The 15,915-nt window shown below is 68.3% G+C and carries 10 protein-coding genes, 1 tRNA gene and 2 riboswitches; of the genes, 3 read left to right on the forward strand and 8 right to left on the reverse strand.

Going from position 1 to position 15,915, the window contains the following annotated elements; genetic code table 11:
• Positions 1-11 precede the first annotated feature (11 nt).
• From PL79_RS11060 to PL79_RS11090, 7 genes are all read right to left on the reverse strand, one after another.
• Positions 12-1,400: an L-serine ammonia-lyase gene (locus PL79_RS11060; RefSeq protein ID WP_044848377.1), complete on the reverse strand. Its 1,389-nt coding sequence runs from the start codon at positions 1,398-1,400 to the stop codon at positions 12-14.
• A 30-nt stretch (positions 1,401-1,430) separates the two neighbouring features.
• Positions 1,431-2,564: an alginate lyase family protein gene (locus PL79_RS11065; RefSeq protein ID WP_044848376.1), complete on the reverse strand. Its 1,134-nt coding sequence runs from the start codon at positions 2,562-2,564 to the stop codon at positions 1,431-1,433.
• 152 nt (positions 2,565-2,716) lie between these two features.
• On the reverse strand, positions 2,717-5,644 hold the full coding sequence (gene gcvP / locus PL79_RS11070) for an aminomethyl-transferring glycine dehydrogenase (protein WP_044848375.1): 2,928 nt from the start codon (positions 5,642-5,644) through the stop codon (positions 2,717-2,719).
• Between the two features lie 59 nt (positions 5,645-5,703).
• On the reverse strand, positions 5,704-6,084 hold the full coding sequence (gene gcvH / locus PL79_RS11075) for a glycine cleavage system protein GcvH (protein ID WP_044848374.1): 381 nt from the start codon (positions 6,082-6,084) through the stop codon (positions 5,704-5,706).
• A 126-nt stretch (positions 6,085-6,210) separates the two neighbouring features.
• The gene (gene gcvT / locus PL79_RS11080; protein ID WP_044848373.1) at positions 6,211-7,329 is read right to left on the reverse strand and encodes a glycine cleavage system aminomethyltransferase GcvT; all 1,119 of its coding nucleotides are present in this window, start codon (positions 7,327-7,329) and stop codon (positions 6,211-6,213) included.
• Positions 7,330-7,415: 86 nt separating this feature from the next.
• A riboswitch (glycine riboswitch) is annotated at positions 7,416-7,549 on the reverse strand.
• Between the two features lie 32 nt (positions 7,550-7,581).
• Positions 7,582-7,684: riboswitch (glycine riboswitch) on the reverse strand.
• Between the two features lie 121 nt (positions 7,685-7,805).
• Positions 7,806-8,174, reverse strand: a complete 369-nt coding sequence (locus PL79_RS11085) for a hypothetical protein (RefSeq protein ID WP_044848372.1) — start codon at positions 8,172-8,174, stop codon at positions 7,806-7,808.
• A gap of 201 nt (positions 8,175-8,375) precedes the next feature.
• Positions 8,376-9,428: an oxidoreductase gene (locus tag PL79_RS11090; protein WP_044848371.1), complete on the reverse strand. Its 1,053-nt coding sequence runs from the start codon at positions 9,426-9,428 to the stop codon at positions 8,376-8,378.
• 541 nt (positions 9,429-9,969) lie between these two features.
• On the opposite strand from PL79_RS11090, the gene PL79_RS11095 reads away from it, so the two are divergent.
• Positions 9,970-12,057, forward strand: coding sequence for a UvrD-helicase domain-containing protein (locus tag PL79_RS11095; protein WP_044848370.1), 2,088 nt, complete (start codon positions 9,970-9,972; stop codon positions 12,055-12,057).
• 97 nt (positions 12,058-12,154) lie between these two features.
• Here the strand turns inward: PL79_RS11095 and PL79_RS11100 are convergent, their stop codons facing one another.
• Positions 12,155-13,054: a c-type cytochrome gene (locus tag PL79_RS11100; protein WP_044848369.1), complete on the reverse strand. Its 900-nt coding sequence runs from the start codon at positions 13,052-13,054 to the stop codon at positions 12,155-12,157.
• 265 nt (positions 13,055-13,319) lie between these two features.
• Between PL79_RS11100 and PL79_RS11105 the strand changes: the two genes are divergently transcribed.
• Together PL79_RS11105 and PL79_RS11110 are read left to right on the forward strand one after the other, a co-directional pair.
• Positions 13,320-13,395, forward strand: a tRNA-Arg gene (locus PL79_RS11105).
• Between the two features lie 479 nt (positions 13,396-13,874).
• Positions 13,875-15,915, forward strand: a 2,041-nt coding sequence (locus tag PL79_RS11110; RefSeq protein WP_442861536.1) for a beta strand repeat-containing protein, incomplete at its 3' end; no start/stop codon positions are given.

The following is a 15,915-nucleotide window of genomic DNA, read 5'->3' on the forward strand; positions in this document are numbered from 1 at the left end:
CGGACCCTGCATCAGCACTCGACGATATTCACCGCCAGCCCGCCGCGCGACGTTTCCTTGTATTTCGTCTTCATGTCGGCGCCCGTCTCGCGCATCGTCTTGATCACCGAGTCGAGCGACACGTAGTGCGAGCCGTCGCCGCGCAGCGCCATGCGCGCTGCATTGACGGCCTTCACCGACGCCATCGCGTTGCGCTCGATGCACGGGATCTGCACCATCCCGCCGACCGGGTCGCAGGTGAGGCCGAGGTTGTGCTCCATCCCGATCTCGGCCGCGTTCTCGACCTGGCGCGGCGTGCCGCCGAGCACGGCCGCGAGCGCGCCGGCCGCCATCGAGCACGCGACGCCCACTTCGCCCTGGCAGCCCACTTCCGCACCCGAAATCGACGCGTTGAGCTTGTACAGGATGCCGATCGCGGCGGCGGTCAGCAGGAAGTCGATCACGCCCTGTTCGTTCGCGCCCGGCGTGAAGCGCGTGTAGTAGTGCAGCACGGCCGGGATGATGCCGGCCGCGCCGTTGGTCGGCGCGGTGACGACGCGGCCGCCGGCCGCGTTTTCCTCGTTGACCGCGATCGCATACAGGTTGATCCAGTCGACCATCGACAGCGGATCCTGCAGCGCACGCTCGGGATTGCCAGTCAGCGCGCGATACAGCTGCGGCGCACGGCGCTTGACCTGGAACGGGCCGGGCAGGTTCCCGTCGGCTTCCGGGTTGCCGATCCCGCAGCCGCGCGACACGCACGACTGCATCACGGCCCAGATCTTCAGCAGCCCGTCGCGCGTCTCTTCCTCGGTGTGCCACGCGCGCTCGTTTTCCCACATCAGCTGCGCGATCGACTTGCCGGTCGACTCGGTCAGCGCGAGCAGCTCGGCGCCGGTGCGGAACGGATGCGTCATCTGCTCGGCCGCGCTCAGCACCTTCGTGTTCGGCGCACCGGCCGTCACGACGAAGCCGCCGCCGACCGACAGGTAGGTGCGCTCGACCAGCACGTCGCCGTTCGCGTCGGACGCGCGCAGCTTCATGCCGTTCGGGTGCTCGGGCAGCGCCTGCCGGTAGAACGCGATGTTCTCCTTCAGCACGAACGGCACCGGATGCGTGCCGAGCAGCGCGAGCTTCTTCGACTTGCGGACATCTTCCAGACGCGCGTCGATCGTCTCGGGATCGACGGTGTCGGGCGCGTCGCCGAGCAGGCCGAGCATCACGCCGCGGTCGGTGCCGTGGCCCTTGCCGGTCGCACCGAGCGAGCCGTACAGCTCGACCTTCACGCTGGCCGTCGCGTCGAGCATCCCGTCTCGCTCGAGGCCCTGCACGAACATCAGCGCCGCGCGCATCGGTCCGACCGTATGCGAACTGGACGGGCCGATGCCGATCTTGAAGAGGTCAAACACGCTGACTGCCATCTTGATACCTGCCTTGCTTTAAGAATAATGCTAGCGCGCCTGCAATGGCAGGCACGCGGCGAGCCATGCGGGCGGCATGGGGGAGAGTTGCCGCGCGACGCGCGCATAGCGCCCGTCGAGACGCGCGGCCAGATGAAAGAGTTCGGTGGCGTTTTTCGGGTCCCACTGCCCCGTATAACCCGGCAAGCCGGCCTCGCGGCGCTTCGCGTCGAACGGCACCGGCGAATTCACGAATTCCTCGTGCGTTTTCTCGCCGAGCGCGTACGGCACGAGCCAGTCGAGCGCGGCCGCGAGCGTCGCGCCGTTCGCGCCGTGCTCGCGCAGCCAGTTGCGGTTGAAGCGGCGCGCGGCGAGCGCGGCCGTCACCAGCGGTTGCAAGTCGTACACCGCGTAATGCAGCGCATCGCGTTCCTCGAAATCCCAGGTCTTGCCGTCCGGGCCGATGTTGTCGGCGAGATGCTCGACGAACAGCCGCTGCGCGGCGTTCATCATCTTGCGGTCGCCGAGCGTGAACGCGGACAGCGCGATCAGCTTGATCCGGTGGCTCTGCCAGTTGTTGCGCCAGGTGCCGGCGAGCGGGCGCTTCTGCGCGTCGATCTGCGCGACGTAACCGGCGCCGAGCTTCGCGATGAACGCCGCCGTCGCGTTACGCGTCTTGACCGGCAGCGCGCTCGCCGTCATGTCGTACGCGACGATCAGGCTGTCGAAGCGCGTCTCGTCGATCGGGTTGAAGCCCGGCTGGTAGGTCGACACCCACGCGGACAGGAAGCGGTCGACGAGCTGCAGGTAGCGCGGCGCATTGGTCACGCGCCACGCGAGCGCGGCGTCGCGCATCAGCTCCATGTCCTTCAGCGCGTCGGCGCTCTGGTCGTAGATGCCTTCGTGCGGCAGCGTGCCCTCGGTGTGCACGCGCGCCATTGCCTTCGGCTGCTCGCCGATGCGCGCGTCGACGCTGCGGATCAGTGCCTGCACGCCCGGCTCGGCCTGCGTCGTCTCGCTCGCCTGCAACGCGGGCGCCGCGCAGAAATTCATCGCCGCGCGCGCGCTGCCGGCCGTGCCGAGGCCGGCGGCCAACGACAGCGACGCGACGAGCAGCGGCACGACGCGGCGCGTGCGCGGCCGCTCCTGCGTGGCACCCTGGCCCGGAAACATCGGACGCACCATGCGGAACTCCTTGATTGGCTGGATCGCGTGTGATGTTAGCCGGATTGGCGGGCAAACGTGAATCGATCGGGCAGGCAGCGGACGCAAAAACCGCACGCAACCGAGGGTTGCGTGCGGTGTGGTCACGGCCGGACTCCGGAGCGCGGCGAGCGTTATGCGTAGTCCGACACCGGCACGCACGAGCAGAACAGGTTGCGGTCGCCGTAGGCGTTGTCCGCACGGCCGACCGGCGGCCAGTACTTGTTCGTGCCGAGCGACGCGACCGGGTACGCCGCCTGCTCGCGCGAGTACGCGTGCGGCCATTCGTTCGCGGTGACGACGGCTGCCGTGTGCGGCGCGTGACGCAGCGGGTTGTCCTCGCGGTCGGCGCGGCCTTCCTCGACCGCGCGGATTTCCTCGCGGATCGCGATCATCGCGGCGATGAAGCGGTCGAGTTCTTCCTGCGATTCCGATTCCGTCGGCTCGACCATCAGCGTGCCCGGCACCGGGAAGCTCATCGTCGGCGCATGGAAGCCGTAGTCCATCAGGCGCTTCGCGACGTCGTCGACGCTGATGCCGCTCGTTTCCTTGAGCGGACGCAGGTCGAGAATGCACTCGTGCGCGACCAGCCCGCCCGGGCCCGAATACAGCACCGGATAGTGCGGCGCGAGGCGCTTCGCGATGTAGTTCGCGTTGAGGATCGCGGTTTCCGTCGCGGCGGTCAGGTTCTTCGCGCCCATCATCGCGATGTACATCCACGAGATCGGCAGGATCGACGCCGAGCCGTACGGCGCGGCCGACACCGCGCCGATGCCGTCTTCCGCACGCGCGTAGCCGGTCGAACGCTGGTTCGGCAGGAACTTCGCGAGGTGCGCGCCGACCGCGACCGGGCCGACGCCCGGGCCGCCGCCGCCGTGCGGGATGCAGAAGGTCTTGTGCAGGTTCAGGTGCGACACGTCGCCGCCGAACTGGCCCGGCGCGGTCAGGCCGACCATCGCGTTCATGTTCGCGCCGTCGACGTACACCTGGCCGCCGTGCGCATGCACGATCTCGCAGATCTCGCGGACGTTCTGCTCGAACACGCCGTGCGTCGACGGATACGTGATCATGATCGCCGCGAGGTCGTTCGCGTGCTGCTCGGCCTTCGCCTTCAGGTCGGCGATGTCGACGTTGCCCTGCGCGTCGCACGCGACGACCACGACCTTCATGCCGGCCATGTGCGCCGACGCCGGGTTCGTGCCGTGCGCGGAGGCCGGGATCAGGCACACGTCGCGATGCGCTTCGCCGCGCGATGCGTGGTAAGCGTGGATGATCAAGAGGCCCGCGTATTCGCCCTGCGAGCCGGCGTTCGGCTGCAGCGACACGGCCGCATAGCCGGTCGCGGCGACGAGCATCTGCTCGAGCTGGTCGATCATCTCGCGGTAGCCGACGGTCTGCTCGGCCGGCGCGAACGGGTGGATCCGGCCGAATTCGGGCCACGTGACCGGCAGCATTTCCGACGTCGCGTTCAGCTTCATCGTGCACGAACCGAGCGGGATCATCGAACGGTCGAGCGCGAGATCCTTGTCCGACAGGCTGCGCAGGTAGCGCAGCATTTCGGTTTCGGAATGGTGGCGGTTGAACACGTGGTGCGTCAGGTACGCGCTCGTGCGCTCGAGGCCGGCCGGCAGCACGGCGACGCCGCCGAGGCCCGCGTCCAGCGCGTCCACGGCCGGCGCGGTGCCGCCCGCGGCCTGCGCGAATACGGCGAGGAGATCGGCGAGGTCGTCGCGGGTCGTCGTTTCGTCGACCGACACGCCGACTTGCGTGTCGCTCACGCGACGCAGGTTGATGCGCTTGGCCTTCGCGAATTCGTGGACCTGCGCGGTGCGCGCGCCGGTATCGATCGTCAGCGTGTCGAAGAACGTGTCGTTGACGGTCGCGAAGCCGAGCTGCTTCACGCCGGCGGCGAACAGCGCCGCGATGCGGTTCACGCGTAGCGCGATCGTCTTCAGGCCGTGCGGGCCGTGGTAGACCGCGTACATGCTCGCCATGATCGCGAGCAGCGCCTGCGCGGTACACACGTTCGACGTCGCCTTCTCGCGGCGGATGTGCTGTTCGCGCGTCTGCAGCGCGAGGCGCAGCGCGGGCTTGCCCTGCGCGTCGACCGTCACGCCGACCAGGCGGCCCGGCATCTGGCGCTTGAATTCGTCACGCACGGCCATGTAAGCGGCGTGCGGGCCGCCGAAGCCCATCGGCACGCCGAAGCGCTGCGTGTTGCCGACCGCGACGTCCGCGCCCCATTCGCCGGGCGGCGTCAGCACGGTCAGTGCGAGCAGGTCGGCCGCGACGACCACATGGCCGCCGGCCGTGTGGATCGCTTCGGTGAGCGCGCGGTAGTCGCGCACGTCGCCGTATACGCCCGGGTACTGGAGCAGCACGCCGAACGCGTTGGCCTGCGCGGCGTCGGCCGCCGGGCCCGTCTTGACCTCGATGCCGATCGGCAGCGCGCGCGTGCGGATCACTTCGAGCGTCTGCGGCAGCACGTCGTCGGCGACGTAGAACACGTTCGACGCCGGCTTGCCGGTGCGCTGCAGCAGCGTCATCGCTTCGGCCGCGGCGGTTGCTTCGTCCAGCAGCGAGGCGTTCGAGATCGCGAGGCCCGTGAGGTCGGCGACCATCTGCTGGAAGTTCAGGAGCGCCTCGAGGCGACCCTGGGAAATTTCGGGCTGGTACGGCGTGTAGGCCGTGTACCACGCCGGGTTTTCGAGCACGTTGCGCAGGATCACGGCCGGCGTGTGCGAGTCGTAATAGCCCTGGCCGATATACGAGCGGAACACCTGGTTCTTGTCCGCGAGGGCGCGCAGCGCTGCGAGGGCTTCGGCCTCGCTCTTCGGTTGCGCGAACGGGCCGAGCGGCAGCGTTTCGGCGCGGCGGATCGAGGCCGGGATCACGGCGTCGATCAGGGCGGCGCGCGACGCGAAGCCGAGCGTGTCGAGCATGGCCTGCTGGCTGGCGGCATCGGGGCCGATGTGGCGTTCTGCGAACGCGTCGTGCGTTTCGAGCGCGGCGAGCGAGAGGGGCGTGCGGTTCATCAGGCGGTCCGGGTGTTCGAGCTTCATGGCGTGACTCTGGTCCCGCGCGGGCCGAGGCCGGCCCCGCGCGGTTCGGGTAAGGAAAATTAGTCGATCAGCTTGCTGTAGGCGTCAGCGTCGATCAGCTTGTCGGTCGACGCGCCGGCCGCGAGCTTGATCTTGAAGAGCCACACGCCGTATGCGTCGCTGTTCACTTCTTCCGGCGAGTCGGCGGCTTCTTCGTTGATGGCGACGACTTCGCCGGACACCGGCGAGTAGATGTCGGATGCCGCCTTCACCGATTCGACGACGCCGACGGCGTCGCCCGCGTTCACCGACTTGCCGACTTGCGGCAGCTCGAGGAAGACGATGTCGCCGAGCGTGCTCTGCGCGTGATCGGTGATGCCGACCGTCAGCGTGCCGTCGGCTTCGGTGCGGACCCACTCGTGTTCGTCGGTGTACTTCAGATCGGCCGGGACGTTGCTCATCGGATGCTCCTGGATAAAAGGGTGTGTTCGTTATGCTGGCGCGCCGCCGGGGCGCGCCGGGTGTGGTTGCGCCGGGCGCCATTTCCCGGCTTCACGGCAGGCGGCCTCCCGGTCGCCTCCCGGTCGTTACGCAGCGAGGACCTTGCCGTTGCGCACGAACGGCAGTTTTACCACGCGCGCGGGAAGTTGCTTGTCTCGAATCTGCACGTGGACCGTGTCGCCGACCTGGACGGCCGCCGGCACGCGCGCGAATGCGATCGACTCCTGCATCGACGGCGAGAACGTGCCGCTCGTGATCTCGCCTTCGCCGTGCGGCGTGACGACCTTCTGGTGCGCGCGCAGCACGCCGCCCGCCTTGCCGTTTTCCTTCTGCAGGATCAGGCCGACGAACGCGGCGCGCGTGCCGTTTGCCTCGAGCGCGGCGCGGCCGACGAACTCGCGCGGCGCCGACAGGTCGACCGTCCACGCGAGGCCCGCGTCGAGCGGCGACACGGTGTCGTCCATGTCCTGGCCGTACAGGTTCATGCCGGCCTCGAGGCGCAGCGTGTCGCGCGCGCCAAGCCCGCACGGGCGCACGCCGTTTTGCTGCAGCGCGTTCCACAGCGCTACGACGTGCACGGCCGGGACGATCACCTCGAAGCCGTCTTCGCCGGTGTAGCCGGTGCGCGCGACGGTGAGGTCGCCGAACGGCGTGCCGGCGACCTGCGCGGCGTTGAACGGCTTCAGCTCGCCGGTCGCGGCGCGCGCGGCGGGCACCGTCGTCCAGACCTTTTCACGGGCGTTCGGGCCCTGAACGGCGACGATCGCGAAATCGCGGCGCGGCGCGATGGTCAGGCCGTAGCCGCCTTGTTCGTTGAGCTGGTTGAACCACGCGATGTCCTTCTCGGCCGTGCCGGCGTTGACGACGACGCGGAAGAAGTCTTCGGTGAAGTAATAGACGATCAGGTCGTCGATGACGCCGCCCTGCGGATTGAGCAGGCACGAGTAGAGCGCCTTGCCGGGGATCTTGAGCTTGCCGACGTTGTTCGCGATCGCGTGCTCGAAGAACGCGCGCACGCGGCTGCCGGTGAAATCGACGACGCACATGTGCGACACGTCGAACATGCCGGCGTCGGTGCGCACGGCTTCGTGTTCTTCGATCTGCGAGCCGTAGTTGACGGGCATGTCCCAGCCGCCGAAGTCGACCATGCGGGCATTGAGCGCGCGGTGCGCGGCGTTGAGCGGGGTTTGATTCAGTGCAGTCATCGAGGCCTCAGGCAAGGCGCTTGCGCGCGGGTCAGAACGGCCATGTGCCGACCGTCGCGGCCTTGGGGCCTGCGAAACGATCCGGTACATGCCCCTCTGTCCTCGATACCTGAGAGATTGCGCCGCGGCCACGAGCCGGCGAACGCGCGCCCCTTCGGTGGGCAGCCTGCCCGCGCAGCCAATGTGCTGCGGGCTACTGCCGCTCTCCAGAGTGCGGGGAGTGCGGCCCGCGCAATGCGCGGACGGGATTCCCCGACGCGGTCGGTCCTTTTGCCTGAGAGTTTGCGGGTGTGCCCCTTCGGCGGCGCGACCGGCGTTGCTACTACGCGGTCACACGCTCTCCCGACGCGTGCGGGCGACTGTACGCGAGCGGGTGGGCATTGTCAATTTGAGCAAAAGAATGTCGCTTCGCGACAAGCGGCGGCGTGCGGCGCCGCCGCTTCTGCCGGCACCGGCGGGCGCCGGCATGGCCGGGATCACTCGCCGATCGCGCGCGCGGCCGTGTCGAGTTCCTGGTTCAGCACGCGCTGCTCGTCGCCGGACAGGCCGCCGTTGTGCTGGCCCGACATGTCGTTCGCTTCCTGGCGGATCACGTCGAGGCGGTGGTGCAGCTGCGCGCCGTACGGCGGCGGGTAGTAGCCGCCGTTCACGCGCGCGTCGATGCGGCGGTGCAGGTTGTCGATCCGGCCCTGGACCTCCTGCAGGCGATCGTTCGCGACGACCTGCGGATTCGGCCGCGGCGGGGGCGGGGGCGCCTGTCGGGCCGGCCGCTGCGGCTGCACGACGCAGGCCGCGAGCGAGGAAACCAGGACGCAGCATGCCGCTGCGCGAATCAACCGTTGCATCACATTCTCCTGACGGTTTGGTGTCGGATCGACTTTTTGAGAAACGCGTCAGACCGGACGACCGCTGACTTTCGTTCCCGCACCATTTGTAACGGAATGTTCGGGATCGTGGCGCCGTGGCGGCAGACGGGGGCGCGCAGCCGGGGGCGGCGCGGCGCGAGGTGGCGGCTGCGGCCGGGGCGACGACCCGGCCGGCGGCCGTCAGACGGTGCGACGCACGAACGGTACCCGGCGGCCTTCGTGCTCGCTCTGCGCGGCGAGCTCGATGATCGTCATCACGTCGACGGCGTCCTGCGGCGTGACCGGGAACGGCGCGCCGTCGTGGACCGACGCGGCGAGCGCGCGATAGAACTCCGCGTACTGCCCGTCGAGCGTCGGCACCGGCCGCTCGACCTCGACCTCGCCGTCGAGCACGCGCAGCACGCCGGGCGGGTTGCCGCCGCCGAACTCGACGTGATCCGGCGTGAGGCCGGCCTTCAACTGGTCTTCCTGCGTGTCGAGCCCGAACTTCTGGTAGCTGCCGCGCGTGCCGTGCAGCGTGAAGCGCGCGGGCTCGATCGCCGACAGCGCGCTCGCGTGCAGCGCGACGTCCTTGTCCGGATAGCCGAGCAGCAGGTGCACGAAATCGGGCGCCGTACCGTTGTCGCGGCGTGTCTTGACCGTGGCGCTGACCGTTTCCGGCAGCCCGAACAACGCGAGCGCCTGATCGATCAGGTGCGGGCCGAGATCGAGCAGCAGGCCGCCGCCGCGCGCGGGCTCCTCGCGCCAGCGCGTGCGCGGCGTCGGGCGGAAGCGGTCGAAGTGCGACGCGAAATAGGTGAGCCGGCCGAGTTCGCCGGATTCGACGATGCGGCGCACGGTGAGGAAGTCGCCGTCCCAGCGGCGGTTGTGGAACGGCGCGAACAGGCGGCTGCGCGCATTCGCGAGCCGCGCGAGCGCGAGCGCTTCGTCGGCCGTGAGCGTGACGGGCTTGTCGACGACGACGTGGCGGCCGGCCTGGAGCACCTGGCGCGCGAGCGCGAAGTGCGTGTCGTTCGGCGTGGCGATCACCACGCAGTCGATATCGTCGAGGCCGAGCAGCGTGTCGAGATCGGGGACGATGCGGGCGCCCGGAAAGGCGGCGCGCGCGCGATCGGGTTGCCCCGTCGCGATCGCGGCGACCTCGGTGCGGCCGCTCGTGGCGATCACGGGCGCGTGGAACGTCGCGCCGGCGAAACCGAAACCCATCAAACCAATCCTGAGCAATGACGACATGGCAATCCCTGGCTGCGTACGAAACGAAAAGAGGGCGCGCCGCTGGGGCGCGAGGACGACCGGCTATTTTGGCATGGCGCGGCGGCGCACACCGACGCGCTCGGCAAAATGCCCGGCAGGACACGGCATGTGCGCGGCCGCAGCCCGCAATATGCGTCGGACCGCCGGGCGCTGCGCGCATCGACCCCGCGGGCGGCGTTGGGGCGCGTCCCGCCGCGGGCTTCCCACCGCGACGGCCGCCCATTGTGACCGATCGGGCCGTGGATGGGGCCGGATTGGCCGTCCGGACAAGGATCGGCGAGGACTGGATAAAGAACCCGACAAGAAGGCGAAACGGCAGCTTGCCCGCACGAAAAACCGGCACACGCCCGCCCGAGAAACGACCGCCTGCCCGCCCGGCCCCGTCCGGCGGCGCTCCCGAAAAGCGCGTCGCCGACGTGTTAACATGCGCGTCCTGCCCCGCGTGTCCGCCTGCATTCCAGGCCCGTCGCGCGCGGCATCCTCCCGGCGTTCGCCGTCAACCGCAACATCATCCGCCATCATGTCCGCAGGCCTCAACTCCGCTCAGAACGAAGCGGTGCGCTACCTCGACGGTCCCTGCCTCGTGCTCGCCGGCGCGGGCAGCGGCAAGACCCGCGTGATCACGCAGAAGATCGCGCACCTGATCGAAGCGAAAGGCTTCGAGCCGCGCCACATCGCGGCCGTCACGTTCACGAACAAGGCCGCCGCCGAAATGCGCGAGCGCGTGTCGAAGCTGCTCGAGGGCAAGACGCTCACCACGCCCGGCAAGGAAGGCCGCAAGGTGCCCGTCAACCAGCTCACCGTGTGTACGTTCCACTCGCTCGGCGTGCAGATCCTGCGCCAGGAGGCCGAGCACGTCGGCCTGAAGCCGCAGTTCTCGATCATGGATTCGGACGACTGCTTCGGGATGATCCAGGAGCAGATCGGCACCACCGACAAGGGCCTGATCCGCAAGATCCAGAGCACCATCTCGCTGTGGAAGAACGGCCTGATCATGCCCGAGGAGGCGATGACGATCGCGGCCAACGAGGACGAGCACCAGGCGGCGCTGGTCTACCGCAACTACGTCGCGACGCTGCATGCGTACCAGGCGGTCGACTTCGACGACCTGATCCGCCTGCCGGCCGAGCTGTTCGCGAAGAACGAGCAGGTGCGCGACCGCTGGCAGAACAAGCTGCGCTACCTGCTGATCGACGAATACCAGGACACCAACGCGTGCCAGTACGAGCTGCTGAAGCTGCTCGCCGGCCCGCGCGCCGCGTTCACGGCGGTGGGCGACGACGACCAGGCGATCTACGGCTGGCGCGGCGCTACGCTCGAGAACCTCGCGCAGCTCGGCAAGGATTTCCCGAAGCTGCACGTGATCAAGCTCGAGCAGAACTACCGGTCGACGGTGCGGATCCTGACCGCTGCCAACAACGTGATCGCGAACAACCCGAAGCTGTTCGAGAAGAAGCTGTGGTCCGAGCACGGGATGGGCGACTCGATCACCGTCACGCCGTGCAACGACGAGGAGCATGAGGCCGAATCGGTCGTGTTCCGGCTGTCCGCGCACAAGTTCGAGCGGCGCGCGCAGTTCCGCGACTACGCGATCCTGTATCGCGGCAACTTCCAGGCGCGGATCTTCGAGCAGGTGCTGCGGCGCGAGCGGATTCCATACGTGCTGTCGGGCGGCCAGTCGTTCTTCGACAAGGCCGAGATCAAGGATCTGTGCGCGTACCTGCGGCTGATTGCGAACGCCGACGACGATCCCGCGTTCATCCGCGCGGTCACGACGCCGCGCCGCGGCATCGGCAACACGACGCTCGAGGCGCTCGGCTCGTTCGCGGGCCAGGCGAAGGTGTCGCTGTTCGAGGCCGTGTACATGGGCGGGATCGAGGCGCGGCTGTCCGCGCGGCAGGTCGAGCCGCTCAGGATGTTCTGCGACTTCATCCAGCGCCTGACCGATCGCGCGGACAAGGAGCCCGCGACCGTCGTGCTCGACGACATGATGGAGGCCATTCACTACGAGGCCTACCTGTACGACGCGTTCGACGAGCGGCAGGCGCAGTCGAAGTGGCAGAACGTGCTCGAATTCCTCGAATGGCTGAAGCGCAAGGGCACCAAGCCCGAGACGGAGCCCGTCGACGGCGAGGCCGACGGCTTCCACAACGCGGACGGGCTTGCGGATACCGGCAAGAACCTGCTCGGCCTGATCCAGACCGTCGCGCTGATGTCGATGCTCGAAGGCAAGGACGAGGATCCGGACGCCGTGCGGCTGTCGACCGTCCATGCGTCGAAGGGGCTCGAGTATCCGCACGTGTTCCTGGTCGGCGTCGAGGAGGGCATCATGCCGCACCGCGGCGGCAGCGAGGACGACGGCCCGATCGACAACGAGCGGATCGAGGAGGAGCGCCGGCTGATGTACGTCGCGATCACGCGCGCGCAGCGCAGCCTGCACCTGAACTGGTGCAAGAAGCGCAAGCGGGCGCGCGAGACGGTCGTGTGCGAGCCGTCGCGCTTCATTCCCGAGATGGGGCTCGACGAAGCGCCGCCGCCGACGCCGGAGGAAGCGCCGATGACGCCGAAGGACCGGCTCGCGAGCCTGAAGGCGCTGTTGCAGAAGTGAGGCGGTGCGCTTCGGCGCACGGACGCCCCGGCGATCCGGATAAACGAAACCCCCGCGACGCGTGTGCGCCGCGGGGGTTTTTTCTGGCCGGCAGGCGTTACTTCGACGCGTTGACCATGTAGTCGACGGCCGCCTTCACGTCGGCGTCGGACGCGTTCGCCCCGCCCTTCGGCGGCATCGCGCCCTTGCCGTGCAGCGCGTAGTTGTAGACGGTATCCATCGAGTCCTTCAGGCGCGGCGCCCAGTCTTCCTTGCTGCCGAACTTCGGCGCGCCGAGCACGCCGGCCGCGTGGCACGCCTGGCAGACCTGCGTGTACAGCGCCTTGCCGGCGGAGGCGGCGTCGGCGCTGGCCGGCGCGGCCGCGGGCTTTTCGCCGGCCTTCGGAATCGCGGCGATCGCGGCCATTGCAGCGGCGGCCTGCGCGTTCGATGCATCGGCGCCCGAAGCGCCTGCCGCACCCGCCGCGCCGCTCGCCGCCGGGGCCGCGTTGGCGGCCGGGGCAGCTGGCTCGGGGAAGTTCGCGCCGTCGTTGTTCGCCATGTAGACGATCGCACGCGCGATTTCATAGTCGCTGACGTCGTCGGGGCTCGTGCCGCCGCGCGGCGGCATCGCGCCCTTGCCCGACAGCGCCGTTTTCAGCAGCGTGTCGAAGCCCTGCGAGATGCGCGGTGCCCAGTCGTCCTTGTTGCCGAACTTCGGCGCGCCCGCGGCGCCCGTGCCGTGACAGGTCACGCACACGGCCTTGTAGACTTCCTCGCCGGTCTTGTACGTGCGGGGCGCATTGGCGTCCTTCACGTCGACTTTCGCGAGCGGTGCGATCCGCGCGGCGACCTGTTCGTCGGATAGCGCATCCGTGCCCGCGCCCGAACGGAACGCATGGTTGGCATAAGTGGCAAACAGGACGATCAGGGCGATCGGAATCGCGAATGAGGCGATGACGACGGCAATCAGCTGCCCGGGGGTTTTGACGGGAGATTCGTGGGGTGCTTCGCTCATGCTTGCCTCGTCTCCGTGATTAGGAATTGTGAGCGCGGTGCAACGGCAAAATGGCTGGCGATCCAATGAGTCCGGACGATTATAGACGGAACGTTTACATCACGGCGAGCGGCGCGAAGGCGCGTGTTTACCCGCACGAATTGCGGGCCTGACGGGGTTTCGGCGGGCAAGGTGGACGCGTTTTGGGAAACCGGGTATCCTTGCGGTCTTGTCAATGGTGGGCGGCCAGTTTATTGGGGTCGTTTCACTGTCGTCACTGTCATATGCGCCCGTAGCTCAATGGATAGAGTACTGCCCTCCGAAGGCAGGGGTTGCTGGTTCGATCCCAGCCGGGCGCGCCAAGCCTGATCGAGCATTCTTCGTATCGATTTCCTTTTTTTGATCGTTCATCTCGCGTGCCTGACCACGGCAACGTGAGGGCAACGCGCGCCGGTTGGCTCGGGCATCGACAGCGCGCGAGTCACTGATACGGCAGCTTGCGCCGCGCCGCTAGCCCGTGCGCGAGCGATCCAGACGCTTCCGCCGCTTCACTTCAACACAAGCCTGCGCACGCAGCCACCCGCCGACACCGGATGCGAAATGGCCGTCACGCGCTCGTGAAATCTTTCAGAACGCATTCAAGTCCTGCCGCTGCATCGGCAGCGTCTCGCGCATGTCCCGGTGACATGCGATCGATCGCCCGATCTATCTAAAGTTTGTCGCTCCATGGTCGTTAATCAGTCGGGTGCAGGATAGGGCCAAATCAAAGTAAAGCGTCGGCTGACGGGGGGCCAGTCTCGGGCATGCCGCTTCTGAACAACGAACTTGGAAAGGATGAAGCATGACTTCGATCGTAACCGGCATGTCTACGGCGCAAATCGCGGCGCTTACGACGACGCAGGCGCACGCGCTTACTGGGACCGACATCGGTGCAATGACGACCGACCAGGTCAAGGCATTGACGACCGACTCGGTGGCTGCGCTGACCACGTCGGCAGTCGTCAGCCTCAGCACGACGGCTGTCGCGATTCTCAGCTCCGACCAGCTCGGCTCGCTGAATACGGCGGACATTGCCGCGCTCAAGACGAACCAGATTGCAGCACTCACGTCCGATCAACTCTCGAAGCTGAGCGCGCCCCAGGCCGGTGCGCTGTCGAGCGCCCAAGTGGCGGCGCTGACGACCAGCCAGGCACAGAACGGCCTCACGACGGACCAGATTCACGCGCTGACGACGGCGCAGGCCGCTGCCTTGTCGACGGCCGACGTCGCGGTGCTGACGACGGCGCAAGTCACGGCGCTGACGACGGCCGATGTCGCGGCGCTGAAGACGAACCAGGTCGCTGCGTTGACGACGACGCAGGTGCAGAAACTGACGACCGATCAGGTCAAGGCGCTGACGACTGCGCAGGCGGCCTCGCTGACGACGGCGCAAGTGGCGGCGCTGACGACCGATCAGGTGAATGCGCTGACGACGGCCGCGTTCGCGGCGCTGAAGCCGACGCAGGTCGCGGCACTGACGACGGCGCAGATCGCCAATCTGAGCGCGGCGCAGGAAGGTGCGCTGACGAGCGCGCAGGTGGCGGCGCTGACGACGAATCAGGTGCAGAACGGCCTGACGACCGACCAGGTCAAGGCGCTGACGACGGCGCAGGCCGCGGCGTTGACGACGGCGCAGGTCGCCGCGCTGACGACGGCGCAGTCGAGCGCGCTGACGACGGCCGATGTGGTCGCGTTGAAAGCGACTCAGATTGCGGCGCTGACGACGGCCCAGGTGCAGAACCTGACGACCGCTCAGGCTGCGGCGCTGACGAGCACGCAAATCGCCGCGCTGACGACGGCGCAGGTGCAGAACGGCCTGTCGACCGATCAGGTCAAGGCGCTGACGACGGCGCAGGCGTCGGCCATGACGACGGCGCAGATCGCGGCGCTGAGCACGGACCAGGTGAACGCACTGACGACGGCCGCATTCGCCGCGCTGAAGCCGACGCAGGTGGCGGCACTGACGACGACGCAGATCACCAACCTGAGCGCGGCGCAGGAAGGCGCGCTGACGACCGCCCAGGTCGCGGCATTGACGACCGCGCAGGTGAAAAACGGCTTGACGACCGATCAGGTCAAGGCGCTGACGACCGCGCAAGCCGCGGCGCTGACTGCGGCCGACGTGACGGCGTTGTCCACCGCGCAAGCGACCGCACTGACGACGTCCGCCGTGGCGGCGCTGAAGACGGGCCAGATTGTGGCGCTGACGACGGCCCAGGTGCAGAACCTGACGACCGATCAGGTCAAGGCGCTGACGACCGCGCAGGCGCAGTCGTTGACGACGGCGCAAGTGGCGGCGCTGACGACGGACCAGGTGAACGCGCTGACGACGGCCGCGTTCGCGGCGCTCAAGCCGACGCAGGTCGCGGCGCTGACGACGACGCAGATCACCAATCTGAGCGCGGCGCAGGAAGGTGCATTGACGACCGCGCAGGTGGCCGCGCTGACGACGAGTCAGGTGCAGAACGGCCTGACGACCGATCAGGTCAAGGCGCTGACGACCGCGCAGGCCGCGGCGCTGACGGCCGCTGACGTAACGGCGCTGTCGACGGCGCAAGTCACGGCGCTGTCGACGGCGAACATCGCGGCGCTGAAAACGCCCCAGATCGTCGCGCTGACGACGACGCAGGTGCAGAACCTGACGACCGATCAGGTCAAGGCGCTGACGACCGCGCAGGCGGGCGCGCTGACGACGGCGCAAGTGGCGGCGCTGACGACCGACCAGGTGAACGCGCTGACGACGGCCGCCTTCGCGGCGCTGAAGCCGACGCAGGTCGCGGCACTGACGACGGCGCAGATCGCCAATCTGAGCGCGGCGCAGGAAGGTGCGCTGACGAGCGCGC

The organism is Burkholderia sp. USMB20, assembly GCF_000949135.2.
Classification (GTDB): domain Bacteria; phylum Pseudomonadota; class Gammaproteobacteria; order Burkholderiales; family Burkholderiaceae; genus Burkholderia.